Here is a 14,567-nt window from a genome sequence, read left to right as displayed (position 1 = left end):
CTAAAAACTGTTTATGAGTTACCATATATTGTAAATAAAACCACATTATTAGGAGGTACTAACAATGCAAAAACAAGATTTGTTTGATTTAGATGTACAGGTTAAATTCTCAAATCAAGTACAAGATGGCTTTCCACTTTCTGAGTATGGTTGTACTGGCTGGTGCTATAGTTTTATGACCACTTGCTAAAAAAAATATAAGTTTTTAAAATATAAACTCACTGGCTACAGTGAGTTATTGTTTTGTTTTAAGTAGGTAATTGAGCCATTTTCCTCAATTACCGTTTTGTTAAATATCTTTACTGACCATCTACCGTCCTTATTAAAAACACCTTCGCTCCAATAAACCCATGGGACCTCAAAAGCATAAAGATGCGTGTAGGAGGTGTGATTTCAATTACACGACGAGCTGATGGACTAACCTGTCATGAAAACATCCCAGTAGGGAAATGCTTTTGGACATACATTCCCCCAGAAAGAGTTGCTAATCCAGATGATTATTGCCCTTTCCCTGGTCCGTAACAACAATCATGCCATTTTGTTTTTTATACACACTATCTTTTGCGTTTCATTGACGCATCCAGCACAAACCTTATTGTTGTTTACTATCGATGCCTCAAGGTATATGCAGCAAATGTCCAATACTCGAAACATCGTTTTTCACCCTCTCATCACTACATTAACTATTTAGTAAAATAAGACTCGTTACCCCTTACGAATCCTAGTCAAAATACCAAAAATCATAAATTGTAGTAATGCCCTTGTCCTCTCCAACACCTCCTGCATATTTTGGTACAAGGAGGTGATTTTTCTCATGGCAACAAAGCCGATTACAATCGGGGCAAATAGCATTGCACGGATCGGAGACCGATTTTTCCTAATCGTTGAAGTGGAAGCAAAGGCGCCTGGAGTTGAAATTGACCCTGTTTTTGCTGTTCGTACAACGCCCCAACAAGCGAGGGCGCTCATTAAAGCAGGTGTAATGCGTACTATTATTCAGAACACACGACCGCGAGCTTGTCCTGGATTGAAAGTTGAATTTAAAGGTGTACTGTTCGCTAATGGTCGTTTTTTCTCAGTCTTCGACGTGGAAAACTCAACCGATATTTCAGTACTTGTAAGAATTAGCCGTCAACGAGCGCAAAGGCTTATCCGCAATGGAGCACGGAGAATTAAAGTTATTAGAAGACCTTTCTAAATAACTCGGTTGGGTCTTTTACATTCAGTAATGGTTACCCTGCAGAGAAGTCGTTGCTGCAGGGTTTCCTTTTTTACACATTTTGTAAAACTACCGGATCGTTTGTTATATTAAATAGAAAATCAAATGGATGTGGGAAAGAGTAAGAAGAAACATAAATTTACCTACCAAACTTATCCCCTCACATAATCCTGAAATTGGCGGCTCCGCCCTCAAAAACAGCTTTCTTATTATCAAATCTTGTGCTGTGTTAAAACGACCAGGTAACCAATATTCCCCAATTGCGTATAAAAACGTGAAAGGAGTGAATTTTGCATGGTCGAATTTACATCAATTATTTTGTTAACATTGCCCTTAACTATCTTGACCCTACGCCCCCGCACTATGAGTAACAACTAACTACGACACTAAAATTCTCACAATTACCGATTTGTTAAGCACCAACAACATAAAAAAATCCTCCCTTCCGACCAAGGGAAGAAAAGGGAGGCTGGGTGGACTGGGTTCAAATCTCTAGTTCACCAAGTCGAACGAGTTCGACTACTGCCTGAGATCGACCTTTGACACCTAATTTTTGCATGACATTACTAATGTGATTGCGCACAGTCTTTTCGCTGATGAAGAGTTGTCCGGCAATCTCTTTGGTTGTCTTATCTTGGACCAAGAGTTCAAACACTTCTCTTTCGCGATTCGTTAACAACGGCTTGGTTTGGTCGCTACCCTTCAATCGTGCCACCCCTCCTTGTGGGCTCTACAGGAACAAGGTTGAGGGATTACAGAGTCACCTTATCCTATGATGGGGGGTGGGTGATGGTGCCGGAATTTCAAGGATTTTAGGCTTTTGCCTTACATCCTATTCAGAAAATGGGCAATGGGTTCCGAACACCGCTGAGAAACCTCTTCGACATCCGCCGTGAATTTTTCCGTTCGAGACGACGATGGCCGCCAGTTGTCCCCCGTTCAGATCGAGACGAGTTCGCCTCGTCTGATGAGATTGCCATCGGAACCCAAGGCCAACACCGCCCCCGACACTCCAGTCTATTCACCCGACACATATACTGCTCCCTACAATTCGACTTCCATTCCATTATTTTTAACCGGATCAACCAAAAATGCCCTTGATTCGTAAAAATCAAGAGCACCACAACTTAAATAAATGGGGTACGACTATACGTTTGCTCGAACTTATCACGCAAACCTTTGGCTAACAAGCTAAACGATCCAATGGCGATCATGAATGCCCCTAGTGGTACGAGAAAAATCCACGTATAGTTACTGTAAATAAAGCCTCGATAAGACCCGAGCAGCCCTGCCCATTCGTGTGTAATGGAATGATACAGAAGCGGGTCAAAGGTCATTTTCGTACCACCTACAAACAGGTCAAAGATGCCGAGAAGCCCCATCAAGGTCATGACAGCGATCATTTCTGTCACCAAGATGATAATGAGCTGTTCCTTCAAATGTGGCAAGATGTGGCGAAAGACGATTTGATTCCGGCCAGCTCCCAGTGCAACAGCAGCCAAAACGTATTGTGACTCTTTAATTTGTTCGGCCTTTTGACGCACAGAAGAGGCTACAGAAGGTGTTCCAAGGACAGAGACAAGCCCAATGAAAAGCAGCACGAGCGAGAACGTCGGCAGCTCCGAATTCACATTGATTCCTCGCAAAAGAAAATACACGGGGATAAACACAGGCATATAGCTCCATGCATTTTCAATCGCCATCCACCAACGCTGCTCTTTATCCTGGATGCCGATATAGAGTCCAATCCATGTACCAAGTAACACGCGAATGAATGCGATCGCAAGGGTAATAAAAACGGTGTATGGCGCTCCATGGAGCAAGAGGGTCAGTAAATCATACCCCCATTTGTCCGTGCCGAGTAAATGTTCCTCTGACGGCGGTAAGGGTGGAGCGACCACGACTTGTTTACCGTTCACAACCTCCTGACGCATCTTCGCTTGATATTCCAGATCATAAGGAGCCAAGTAAGGCCCTGCCACAGCGATCACGATCAGAAGGAACACGAAAATACTGCCTAACCATAAAGAAAAATGGAATCGTTTCTTCATCCAAAAACCTCACTTATCCCTCATGCTGAAAAGTGACCAGCTGTTTAAATAAATGGGGTACGACTATACGTCTGTTCGAATTTATCACGCAAACCTTTGGCCAGTAGACTAAAGGAACCGATTGCAAGCATATAAGCAGCAAGTGGAATCAGGAAAATCCACGTGTAATTCGTGTAGACAAAGCTACGGTAAGTCCCGAGCAGTCCTGCCCATTCATGTGTGGTCGAGTGATACTCAACAGGGTCATAGTACATAGTCGTGCCGCCTACAAACAGACCAAATATCCCGAGAAGCCCCATCAACGTCATGGTGGCGATCATCTCTGTCACCAGAACAATGACCAGATGCTCCTTCAAATGTGGCAGGATGTGGCGAAAGATGATCTGATCCCGCCCAGCCCCCAGCGAAGTCGCAGCTAAAACGTACTGGGATTCCTTGATTTGCTCCGTTTTTTGACGGATGGACGCAGCCACCGAAGGCGACCCTAGCACTGCCACAACCACTACGAAAAACAACACGAGCGTAAACGTTGGCAATTCGGGATTGATATTGATTCCTTTTAATAAAAAATAGACAGGAATAAATATGGGCATGTACCCCCAGGCGTTCTCAATGGCAATCCACCAACGCTGCTGCTTGTCCAATATTCCAATATACAGTCCGATCCATGCTCCAATCAATAATCGCAATAACGCAATCATGAGCGTAATAAAAATGGTGTATGGTGCCCCATGGAGCAGTTTTGTAAGCAAATCATAGCCCCATTTATCCGTACCCAACAGATGCTCGCCTGAAGGTGCCAAAGGCGGCGAAATGATCACTTGCTTCCCGTTCACCATTTCATTGCGCACTTTCACCTGGTAATCAATGTCATAGGGGGCCAAATAAGGTCCGGCTACACCGATAATCATTAGAAATACTACCAAAATACAGCCTAGCCATAAAGCCCAATTGAACCGTTTCCTCATACCATACCCTCACTCATTCCAAAAGAAGTCTGGGTTATTTATACACAACCGCGCGTTCAATCACATACAGAATGAGACGAATCAACACATAGACTAAAATGGATAACAAAATAATACCTAAAAGTCCCATGACAGCAGCATTGAATTCGTATCCGCCATCTTTGCTGAAAATAAACCGGGTTAATCCTACGACGTTTAATAAGTACTCAACAATAAACAAGTTGGCTACCGAAATCGCAATCGTCTTCTTTAAATCAGCAATGAGAAAAGGCTTGATATTTTTATAGACGTGGTGAATCAGAACATGCCAAATCCCCATCCCCTTGGCAAGTGCTGTTTTTATATAGTCTTCGCCGCCAATTTGTGCATACTTCAGACTGACTACCTTCATGAGAAAAATCGTTGGTCCAATTGACAGTAAAGTGATCGGAAACCAGGTACTCTCAGAGTCACTTATGGGTGATAGGGTGATAATTCGAATGTTCGTCATCTTGTAAAATCCGACCGCACCAACAATCGAAACAACAATCAGGATAAAATCAGGAATCGTGGCAAGGAGATTCAAAACCTTTTGAATTTGACGTACAAACCGAAAGCGCTGCAATAGCAATCCAAAAATAATACTAGCAAGAACTGCGACACTAACACTTGCGAATAGTAGTTCAAAGGAGCTAATTGCAAATGGGAGGATATCCTCTGCGATACTCCTTTCCGTTTGCCCCGAATAATAGGTTCCGAGGGAGCCTTCTGCAATCTGCTGAATCAGATATACCGTATGGACTACGATATTTCCCGGTTCGAACACGATTTCTTCCTTTTGCGTATATAGCATGAACGGCCCACCGCAAACGACGATAACTAGGAAAAACATCCCAATTAATTGTTTTACATAGGTCAAACTCTCATACCCCCTTACTATTTCCAACAATACACTATCTATTAAAAATCATCCAGACAATAGAAAATATTTTATTTTTTTATTCTATTCAAACAGAAATAAAAAAGTGGCTGAGCAGGATAGCCTGTCAACCACTTCTCCATTTATGGGAACAGTTGATACGGAAAGATGATAGCTTATCGACTACTTCGTAGAAGAAGTAGCTACACGCAGCTGCTCATTTTTCATGAGAAGATTTTGAATCGAAGCAGTAAAAGGTTTTCTTACTCCGTCTTTCAAACGTGGTACCATTGGAATCATCTGATAGTCCTCCTTTCTGGCAATATCTTCTTAAGAATAGCATTTTTCCTTATTTACCGTCAATTACCGCTCCCAAATAAGAGGCGAGTTGATTGATTTCGGCCATGTAGATGTTTTCTTGTCCGTAATAGCCCTCCTGCTCCCCTGCAACCTGGGCAAATTTAGAATAGAGCCGGTTCAGATAAACGTGGTTAGCATCTGCACGAAAGGTCACTTGTTTCACGTGTTCATTTTCTTCTTGGACCTGTCTGATAAGATGGCGAAAGCCTTTCAGAAATACCCTGCTACTTCGATATTTTTCTTCAACGATGACAGAATGGATATAGCAAATTTCGCCCGCTGGGTCTGGTTGCCTTTCTGCTGTCAAATATTGATAATGGCCCCATCCGATCAATTTACCTCGCTCGTCTTCTATCAGGATCAAATGAGAATCCGGGAGAAACGTCAAAATATGAATGAGCGTGTCACTAAGGGAAAACATACGGCTAAATTCCAATCGATTGCGCATAAAGAATAGCGTGAATTGGGCAAAATCATTGTCACTGGTACAGCTTCTGAATTGGACATGCATCCTTTGCACACTGCCTTTCTTTTTCTGTTCGTTAACGTATCGGCTGTTGGACGTTCTTGCCAATCGCCGAGTGTTGGGACGTGATGTACTGGTATACCTTCAAAGGTAAGGTCAAAACAACACAAGAGGCGAGAGCCGTCACGGTTGTTGTCTGTAAAGCACCTGCTAGGTCTGTTTCTCCAAAGTGATCGCCGTCCTCCAGAATCGCAAGTCGAATCTGCTCCTCAGATTCAGCAGATGTTTTGGATACCTCTACCTTTCCGTGTGCGAGGAGGTGAAACTTCTCTGCGGCTTCTCCTTCCCGAATGATCGTCTGTCCAGCCGTAAACGTTTCGGTATGGAAGAGATGCAAAATATCAGGAACGTCGACACCTAGAACATCCGTAACACCTTCTGGGCTGGTCAAAGCACTTTGCTTGTCCCATAGCCTTCTGTAATAGCCCCGCTTTTGCAACAGTTGAAAGTGTGTCCCTTGCTCCACTAGTTCTCCCTGCTCCAACACAAATATTTGATCCATGTCCGTTATGGACGACAAACGATGTGTCACCGTAATGATAGTCCGATCGCTGGAAAGCTTTGCAAAAGTCTGGTTAATAGAAGCCTCTGAAATGGGATCGAGGGCAGAAGTTGCTTCATCCAGAATGAGTAATGAAGGATTGCGCAGAATCGCTCGAGCAATGGCAAGTCGCTGCCTCTGTCCCCCAGAGAGGTTGCTTCCCCCATCCAAAACTAGTGTCTCGTACTTATCTGGTAGACTCATGATATAGTCATGGATCTCCGCTTGCTGTGCAGCCATCCTCAGCTCATCGTTGGTCGCATCGAGTTTGCCGAGCCGGATGTTTTCCGCTATTGTTCCGTGAAAAAGAAAGTTATCCTGAAAGACGACCCCTACGTGGTTGCGGAAGGCTCCCCGATTACATTCATCGAGCTTTGTGCCGTTTATCTCGATATGACCAGAACTAGGTTCATAAAAGCCAAGTAACAGCTGAACGATCGTGCTTTTTCCAGACCCGCTGGAACCAACAATCGCAACTTTTGTTCGAGCCGGGATCTGCATGTTGACCTGATTTATAGACAACTGATTATCCTGATAGCCAAACGTAACATTTTTTATGGACACTTCAGTCATACGCAAATCGGGCTGTTCCGCTGCAGAATGGGCGACTTTTTCACCTGGTTCATTCAACACCTTCTGGATTCGCTCCATACTGACTTGTGCATCTGTAATCAGCGGGAGCGTAAAGGTCAGATTAAACACTGCATTCCCCATCGACGTGTACATGGTGAAAAAAGCGACAAGTGAACCAACAGAGATGCGCCCGGTGAGTGCCAGATAGGAACCAAAGCCAATGATCGTAAAGTTGATGAGTAATAAGCATAGCGCAGGAATTCGTTCCAATTTCGCTGCCATCAAATTTTTGCGATAGTTGCTGACCAACAGCAATTTGAGTCTTTCATTGAATTTATCGATCATAACATCTTGCAGGTTGAAGCCCTTGATAACCATTTGCGCTTTCGTACTTTCCTGAATATCATTCGTCATAGCAGCGAGTTGTTCTTTATATGCGGCATTGACAGCGTGGGCACGTCGGCCAAGCAAATAAGGACCTGTAAAGATCAAGATTGCTCCCACCAAGATACACAGCGCCATCACCCATTCCAAGTAAAACAACACTATCGTACTAATCGTCACGACCGCCAATGATTGAATACCCGTCGTGAAGAGAATAGCCAACGATCTGTCAATGACAGGCAAATCCACTGAAAAGTGAGAGACCAGTTCGCCCGAACGCGTTTTGTGGAAATAGCTAACCGGCAAATGCTGCATATGCGCAAACAATTTTTGCCGCAAATCATTTTGTACGTGTGCGTTTAGTTTTGCCAGCACATAATCACTGATAATTCCAGCACTGACACAGATAAACCCGCTAATCGCCAATACGATCATGATGACTCTGAAAACGTGCATATCTTTGGGAACAATCGCTTTGTCAATGATCATCTGGAAACTAAGAGGTGCCAAGGATAAAAAAAGTAAATCGAGTGCAAGCGTGAGGAAAAAAAGGGAACTCAGGAGCTTATAGGGGCGTATGTAGTCAAACAGGTTTTTGATGACGAACAGCATCGTAACGTCTCCTTCTTGGATTAGAAAAATGGTTCATGTTGAAACCTGGCTGAATAGGATTGCCAAGCCAAAAACGATGCGCGATATTCATCCAATGGACCGTTTGCTGTTTCCACAGATGCTATTCGTTCTGCAATCTTGCTAAACAATTTACGTAAAGAGTCGTCCGTGGAAGTCCAGAATCGAAACTCCTTCACGTCTTCCTCCATATAGGCGATATATTCGGTTACATACTGAAGGGCATGCAAAAAAAGGCGACTGCTGCGATACTGTTCTAAAAAATAAACCACCTGAATTTGAACGATATGCTTGTCTTCGTACTGATTTTCACCTGTCCCGTAAATGTACGAAAAGGCACCGATCACTTCATCGTCATCGTTGAAGCAAAGAAATGCTTTCCCCTCCATTAAAACGGGACTCGCCAGAAAACTGAGCGTCACAGGAAAGGAATAGGGCATGCGAAGCTGGTCGTAGTTTTCCAATAAAAAGGCCATGTATTTCTCATAATACATCTCAGCTGAACAGATCGAGAAGTAATGATCCATCTCTTTCCATCCCTCCTTTGAATGATGATGTGTGGCTACGTATCCTTCACAAAAAAGACGGCCATTAGATTAGCCGCCTCTATCTTATCACAATAATTTGAATATCCAGTCTGCCCATGTCATGAAGATCGAGCGGTGCAGTCAATGCTGTCCCTGCCATGTCTTTCAAGTCATGTTGGTGTAAAAATAAGGGCGGGGTAATGTCTACAAGAACACCTAGATTGGACAAAAGCGTACTCGCATTCCCGGAAATCATGTTCCCCAACTCGGAAATGGCACTTTTTCCGAGCTCATCCATCTCTTGCACGGGGTAGCCGCCCATCATGGCAGAGACAATGCGCAAAGCCAATTCCTCTTGCAGACCGAAAAAGACCTCACCCTGTAATTGACCTGTCATTCCGATTCGAATCCATGTATGGCCTTCTACATGGCTCCATTCTCTTTCAGCTAACTCTCCACGCGAAATGTCGACATTGCATACTTGTTGAATCACGGACGAAGCTGATTCAAGAAATGGATCAAGGTACTGGACTATCATCTGCGTTCTCTTCCTTTCCCGGGCAATTCCAATCGTATAGGACTATCATAATGTCGATTTTTGGCAGATGCAATAGGATTACGAAAACTTCATAGGCTTAAGGTCACGGAAACAGGGTGTACTGGGAAAATAATCCTCTACTTTTGTCTCATGACGAAAGGTATAGATGGCCGTGCACGTTCGCAAGTCTAATATTTCTACTCCGATCTCATGCTTACTCAATTGCCACATCGGAACCTGGACTCGATCAAAGGCAAAAACAGTATCTCCAAATGCCAAGCATTCCTGTATACAGCGGACAGCATCATACTGTTCGTCTGCCTCAAGCAAATGAACGGGCTCCAAACCGAATTGTTCGATCAGATGAATACGATCCCTCAATTGCTCTGCCCCACGCTTCCTTCTGGCGGTCCTTCTTGGTGATAGAACAGGGTACTCTCTCGTAACATATTCCCACTTGATCCCGTGGTAAAACATCGAATGGTATCCTCCCACAAAAATTTGGCCCGGCAATAGCCTTTTCGCTGCTACTGACGGGCCCGCTACTCTATTTTTTCTTACCGACGACGTTCATCTCAGCTCGGGCTTCCCTACCCAGTGCATCAGTAGCGACAACTGTCAATTTTTGCTTGCCTTCCTCTACCTCATGAAGCACCAAACGAAATAGCCCACGATCATTCGCGTTGGTTTGAAAGCTTTTTGATCCATAGTTGATTTGGAGGTTAACAGCACCAGCACCTGTTACTTTCCCTTCGATTGGCAGCGCTTCACCTTCCTGTCCTTCTAGCTGTTTGTTCGGCAGCTGGATCGTCGGAGCTGGCACTGTTCGCGCCTTGTAGGATATACGCTGCTCCCCATTGCTTATAACGACCGACCCTGAATTGGCATCGACATACGCATACACCAGCAACATACTTTGATTACCTGCACCGTCTTTGCCTTCAAGCAAAATACGATTTTCTCCCTGCTTCATACTCAAAATTTGCGTTACGTATTTTTGGGCAGGAATTTCCAATTGCTCTTCTTCAAAGTAGGACACGATTTGCCCATTGATACTTACCTGACCTTTATATGTTTGATCTCTGTACATAAAGCGAACTGGAACCAGCATGTTTTTGGTTGCTGCATCGAACTGTACATCTTCGCTGCCATCGTTTAACAATTGCAGTGTCGGAGGACTCGTATCGACGATGACCCGCTGGGTGAATTGGCGCTTGTTTCCATACATATCCATTGCACTGTACATCACATAATTGAGACCTTCCGTTAATCGCAGAATGGTTTCAAATGATCCATCCATCGCCAGCTTTACAGGCGTTTTGTTAATCGACAACCGGACTCTGTCCATCATATCCTCGCCTGTTACTTTACCCCTGAAGGCTACATCCGGCTGCTTGGATATTTTCAGATAAGGAAACAAATCATCCGGGAACTCCACAAATGGCGGAGTGCTGTCACTTTTCCCGTTAATATGCGCCACACTGATATTCCCTGCATAATCATACGCTACCACACTCATTTTTTTATCGGGCTGATTAATGAGCGTACTGGACACTTTTGGAGAATAGGGGCCTCCTACCCTTTTGCCGTTTACATAAAGGAAATAGGCTTGGATATCTTTATCGCGGCTGCTCCACTGAACCCGGTTTCCTGACACAGAAGCTGTAATCACAGGAGCTTTTGTATCCACGCGGATGGGGAGTGTCATCGATTGCCAGTTTGCATTGCGGTCGTCTATTTTGGCCTTGATGGAGAATTGGTACTGTCCATCAGGTGCCTGTATATAGGCGCCTTTTTGCGGTGAAAAGATCTTTCCGTCCCAGCTCCACGCTTCCTTTTCCGTATAATAGTATGGCGTCCCCAGCTTGGATTGGTCGTACTTGCTCACTTTTTCATCACGCACAAGAGTGCGAATCGGCTTGCCTGACTGGTCTGTTACTTCGACGATAATATGACGGGCATTGCGCAAAAATGTAATCGAAGGAGCAGCGACATCGTAATGCCCATCCCCGTTTGGCGAAAAGGCAATATGATTGGGGTCGACTTTCGCACCGCCATCAGCTTTGACACCTGTAACTCCTAGATAATCCCGATAGCGCCATTTGTCATTACGTTTATCGTGATACCAGCTCGTCTTGACACCTGTTCGTTTTTCCTGACTTTCTGCCTCCCATACGGGCTGATCCATAATCCTTGGTTCATCCCAGTCGCCGTAGAAGCCATAAAACGGCGTTCGCAACGTAGGCAACTCCTTATCATCTGGTTGAAAGGAAATAAATCCTTCTGCAAATTGATTGCGTGCTGAGCCTTTCGGAATCGTGAGCGTTACCTTCACTTCCTCTAACTTCCCCGGCGCAACGGTAATCTTAGGAGCGGAAAATTGCAATTCTGCCCCCTCGAAAAGTGTATCTGTCAGCATGTTGATCCCATTCTTGCGCAAGTCAGTCATGACACCAAACTCATTTTGCAGCTGATACGTAATGGGCTTTTTGCCAAACTTGTTATTAATAAATAGAGAAAAGGTCGTTGAATTCCCAATCTCTCCTAACGAGACACCTGCTTTTCCTTTTGCATTCACAACAATGGCTGGCGTCTTGATTGCTTTTGCGATTTGCATCAGTCCTGCCCCTTGAACCCGAGGGCTGTAAGGAACTTTTTTTGCTTTCTCTTTATCCGCTGCGGGTACGCTGATTTGCGGATCGATAATCGGCTCTGCTGTATTCATCGCCGCCGCCTTTAACGTATCGACAAGCGATCTGCCTTGCAGGTTTCGCCCTTGCTTGAGATAGCCTTGCTTCAGCAAAGCCATCCCGCCTGCCACATGTGGCGTTGCCATTGACGTACCACTTTTCACGGCATATTCAGACTCTCGCGTGAGTGACAAGATACCTCCACCTGGAGCTGCAATCTCGGGCTTGAACTGCAAATCGGGTGTTGGTCCCCATGATGAAAAAGCCGAGACCGTCCCTCCGTCTGGATAAGGCATTGGATTTTGTCCATATTCACCGTTAAAGGAGACCGTCACTTTCTTGCCTTTTTTAATCGCTTGTGCCATTTGCTCTCCCATGTGCTTCAAGATAGAGACAGCCGGGATTTGTTTGGCATGCTCCGCACTGATAATGAGTGGTCCCATTTCATTGTTGTAGATAACAGCACCCACTGCTCCTGCTTCTTTGGCGAGGCGCAGCTTATCATCGAATGAAATGTCGCCTCGCTCAAGCAATACCACCTTATCTTTTACGGAAACATTGTAGTCTTCCTTCTTCCCTTTCCCCATATAGACAAGCGTGTACGGCTTCATCAGCGTCATGACTGGGTTTATTGCCCCCCCGCCTTCCACGTATCCCGATAAATACACGACTTTCTCCATACCGGGTACTCCCTGCACCGAGAAGCTATAGCCAGCGAGTGCGGTAGCGTTGACAGAAGCAACTGAAAACGCATCAGGACTCAAGCCTGGAGAACCGATCATGGCGATATCCGGATTCTGTGCTCGTACCTTATCACTGCCGAAATACGCATCATTACCCGCGGCTGCCACTACTACGATCCCATTATCGACTGCTCGCTTTACTGCCATTTGCTCCACATTGGTTTCATCCACATAGCCCGCTGAGGAACCGAGACTCAAGTTGATGACATCTGCTTTTTTCGTAATGGAATCATTGATCGCAAATAAAATCGATTCACCTAGCCCTGGAACCTCGCTTTGATAATTGGAAAATACTTTTTGGCTGATGAGCTGGGCTTCAGGAGCAACCCCTTTTACTTTTCCGTTCGCACCAATAATTCCCGCCACATGGATACCATGCTGAGATTCCGATACGTCTTCCGTTGTTTGCGTACGGTCAGCCCAGTTAAAGCCAGCGATCACCTTCTGGGAAGAGCCTGACTTTTGCATGGCTGAACGCTTATCATGCGGGGCAGGCAAATCGGGATGGCGCGGATTGACTCCCGTATCAATCACCGAAACGAGCATCCCTTCCCCTTTTACCCCCGATTCCTCCCAAGCCTTTGTCGCCTCAATCATTTCCAGCGAATCGACAGGCGCGGATTTTAATTGCTCACCTCGCAGTAGCAGTTCTTGTCGTTGCCATTCATCTGCCTTCGTCTTATATTCCTTGTCCGCCTTGCCTGTATGTAATGGCTCGTGCATTTCCGCGAGATCCTGCAAAATCTGCGTATGAATGGTCGCCGTTCCTTCAAACGCTGTTGTGCTGACAGTCGTTGCGGGAAGCAAAGCCAATATCAATCCAATGCTGCATACCTTTTTCTTCATCGTTTGCCCCCTTGCTGGAAGTCATTCCATTATGTTTTCAGTTTTCACTAGGAATCGCTTGGGTATTCCCTTCTTTTCGCACAGGTTGACAAACGAAGTATTTTCAGCCTATATTTAAGTGCATTAAATATTACATATCCAAATATTCCCGATAACGAAGAAATAGATCAAATAAGGAGAAGATACGAGCATGCCCTCCCCCTTAACAGATACGCTTGAGCGCCTGCAGGAGGCGTTTCGTACCATTATGCGCACGATGGGAACGCAATTAGCCGAACCTGTCTCTGGTTTAACTGGCCCGCAATTCTACATTCTTCATCAGTTGGAACAGAAGGAAAAATGCACCGTTGGAGAATTGGCTGAATCAATGGGGGTCAAACCAAGCGCAATCACTGCAATGGTCGACCGTTTGGATAAACACGGCTTCGTCGCCCGTGATCGTGATGAGGAAGATCGCCGAGTGGTTTACATCAGCTTGCGCGATTCTGGCAAAAAAATTCTGCAAGTAGCCAAGCAGAATCGGAGAGAAAAGCTAAATAAAATGTTCTCTCACCTCAGCGAAGATGAACTCCAGCACTTCGTCCTCATTTTTGAAAAGCTGGCGATGGCGGCGGTCATCGAGGCGAGTGAATAAACTCCTTGTACGTTGCTGTTGTGGTGGGGAGAAAACAGGAGAAAACGCTCAGCTTCTAGGGCCACCCCCTGGGGGATTGACTGCACGACTCCATGCAAAAAGCGAAACCGCGTCCAAAGTGGTCCTTTCAGGATGCTTCTCAGAGGTGGACGCTTAAGAACGTGTTTCGCTTTTTGCATTGCGTCTCGGTCGGTGTACCAAAGATCTTCTCTTTTTTCTCCTGTTTCCTCTACGATTTTTCCATGTGATCCGATTTTTTAAATCCTTCAAAGAATGAAATACCTCATCTGTTACGACAGAGAAGAATATTTCCTGGCGTAGCGACTTGTGGAGTCCTACCGAGCGGAGAAGGGATTTGCGGGGAAACGCAACGTGCCCGTGCTACGAAGCGGCTACCACTTTTGCGTTTCCCCGCAAATCCCTTCGGAGCGGACAGTCT

The 14,567-nt window shown here is 45.2% G+C and carries 13 protein-coding genes; 3 read left to right on the top strand and 10 right to left on the bottom strand.

Annotation, left to right across the window (positions count from 1 at the left end; genetic code table 11):
• Positions 1-64 precede the first annotated feature (64 nt).
• Complete coding sequence (locus tag PMI05_RS31675) at positions 65-190, top strand: hypothetical protein (RefSeq protein WP_007726894.1); 126 nt, start codon at positions 65-67, stop codon at positions 188-190.
• 624 nt (positions 191-814) lie between these two features.
• Entirely contained in the window at positions 815-1,198 is a 384-nt protein-coding gene (locus PMI05_RS22835; RefSeq protein WP_007726892.1) for a hypothetical protein, read from the top strand.
• A gap of 505 nt (positions 1,199-1,703) precedes the next feature.
• On the opposite strand, the gene PMI05_RS22830 is transcribed toward PMI05_RS22835, so the two are convergent.
• The 10 genes from PMI05_RS22830 to PMI05_RS22785 all read right to left on the bottom strand — a co-directional run bounded on the left by PMI05_RS22830 (position 1,704) and on the right by PMI05_RS22785 (position 13,494).
• Entirely contained in the window at positions 1,704-1,925 is a 222-nt protein-coding gene (locus PMI05_RS22830; RefSeq protein ID WP_003387736.1) for a response regulator transcription factor, read from the bottom strand.
• 421 nt (positions 1,926-2,346) lie between these two features.
• Positions 2,347-3,270 carry an ABC transporter permease gene (locus tag PMI05_RS22825; protein ID WP_007726889.1) on the bottom strand — a complete coding sequence of 308 codons (924 nt, stop codon included), beginning with the start codon at positions 3,268-3,270 and terminating at the stop codon, positions 2,347-2,349.
• A 44-nt stretch (positions 3,271-3,314) separates the two neighbouring features.
• Complete coding sequence (locus PMI05_RS22820) at positions 3,315-4,238, bottom strand: ABC transporter permease (protein ID WP_007726887.1); 924 nt, start codon at positions 4,236-4,238, stop codon at positions 3,315-3,317.
• Between the two features lie 34 nt (positions 4,239-4,272).
• Positions 4,273-5,136 carry an ABC transporter permease subunit gene (locus PMI05_RS22815; protein WP_007726885.1) on the bottom strand — a complete coding sequence of 288 codons (864 nt, stop codon included), beginning with the start codon at positions 5,134-5,136 and terminating at the stop codon, positions 4,273-4,275.
• A gap of 349 nt (positions 5,137-5,485) precedes the next feature.
• A complete protein-coding gene (locus tag PMI05_RS22810; RefSeq protein WP_007726882.1) occupies positions 5,486-6,007 on the bottom strand; it encodes a GNAT family N-acetyltransferase in 522 nt (173 codons plus the stop codon).
• Between the two features lie 31 nt (positions 6,008-6,038).
• Positions 6,039-8,132: an ABC transporter transmembrane domain-containing protein gene (locus tag PMI05_RS22805; protein ID WP_007726881.1), complete on the bottom strand. Its 2,094-nt coding sequence runs from the start codon at positions 8,130-8,132 to the stop codon at positions 6,039-6,041.
• A gap of 20 nt (positions 8,133-8,152) precedes the next feature.
• Positions 8,153-8,677 (bottom strand): hypothetical protein, encoded by a 525-nt coding sequence (locus tag PMI05_RS22800; protein ID WP_007726880.1) that lies wholly within the window; start codon positions 8,675-8,677, stop codon positions 8,153-8,155.
• 79 nt (positions 8,678-8,756) lie between these two features.
• Positions 8,757-9,215, bottom strand: coding sequence for a chemotaxis protein CheX (locus PMI05_RS22795; protein WP_007726879.1), 459 nt, complete (start codon positions 9,213-9,215; stop codon positions 8,757-8,759).
• 78 nt (positions 9,216-9,293) lie between these two features.
• Positions 9,294-9,692, bottom strand: coding sequence for a hypothetical protein (locus tag PMI05_RS22790; protein ID WP_007726878.1), 399 nt, complete (start codon positions 9,690-9,692; stop codon positions 9,294-9,296).
• Positions 9,693-9,762: 70 nt separating this feature from the next.
• Positions 9,763-13,494 carry a S8 family serine peptidase gene (locus PMI05_RS22785; RefSeq protein ID WP_007726877.1) on the bottom strand — a complete coding sequence of 1,244 codons (3,732 nt, stop codon included), beginning with the start codon at positions 13,492-13,494 and terminating at the stop codon, positions 9,763-9,765.
• A 190-nt stretch (positions 13,495-13,684) separates the two neighbouring features.
• Here PMI05_RS22785 and PMI05_RS22780 point away from each other — a divergent pair, with 190 nt between their 5' ends.
• On the top strand, positions 13,685-14,128 hold the full coding sequence (locus tag PMI05_RS22780; protein WP_007726876.1) for a MarR family winged helix-turn-helix transcriptional regulator: 444 nt from the start codon (positions 13,685-13,687) through the stop codon (positions 14,126-14,128).
• Positions 14,129-14,567 lie beyond the last annotated feature (439 nt).

This window comes from Brevibacillus sp. BC25, assembly GCF_000282075.1.
In the GTDB taxonomy this organism is placed as follows: domain Bacteria; phylum Bacillota; class Bacilli; order Brevibacillales; family Brevibacillaceae; genus Brevibacillus.
Note: the sequence above shows the minus strand (reverse complement) of the source record. Positions and strands in the feature narration are given on the sequence as shown.

Bases quoted from the DNA above. Each gene is read 5' to 3' on its own strand.
- PMI05_RS22820 (WP_007726887.1), bottom strand. From the start codon at position 4,238: ATGAGGAAACGGTTCAATTGGGCTTTATGGCTAGGCTGTATTTTGGTA.
- PMI05_RS22835 (WP_007726892.1), top strand. From the start codon at position 815: ATGGCAACAAAGCCGATTACAATCGGGGCAAATAGCATTGCACGGATC.
- PMI05_RS22810 (WP_007726882.1), bottom strand. From the start codon at position 6,007: ATGCATGTCCAATTCAGAAGCTGTACCAGTGACAATGATTTTGCCCAA.
- PMI05_RS22780 (WP_007726876.1), top strand. From the start codon at position 13,685: ATGCCCTCCCCCTTAACAGATACGCTTGAGCGCCTGCAGGAGGCGTTT.
- PMI05_RS22805 (WP_007726881.1), bottom strand. From the start codon at position 8,132: ATGCTGTTCGTCATCAAAAACCTGTTTGACTACATACGCCCCTATAAG.
- PMI05_RS22825 (WP_007726889.1), bottom strand. From the start codon at position 3,270: ATGAAGAAACGATTCCATTTTTCTTTATGGTTAGGCAGTATTTTCGTG.
- PMI05_RS31675 (WP_007726894.1), top strand. From the start codon at position 65: ATGCAAAAACAAGATTTGTTTGATTTAGATGTACAGGTTAAATTCTCA.
- PMI05_RS22790 (WP_007726878.1), bottom strand. From the start codon at position 9,692: ATGTTTTACCACGGGATCAAGTGGGAATATGTTACGAGAGAGTACCCT.
- PMI05_RS22785 (WP_007726877.1), bottom strand. From the start codon at position 13,494: ATGAAGAAAAAGGTATGCAGCATTGGATTGATATTGGCTTTGCTTCCC.
- PMI05_RS22800 (WP_007726880.1), bottom strand. From the start codon at position 8,677: ATGGATCATTACTTCTCGATCTGTTCAGCTGAGATGTATTATGAGAAA.
- PMI05_RS22795 (WP_007726879.1), bottom strand. From the start codon at position 9,215: ATGATAGTCCAGTACCTTGATCCATTTCTTGAATCAGCTTCGTCCGTG.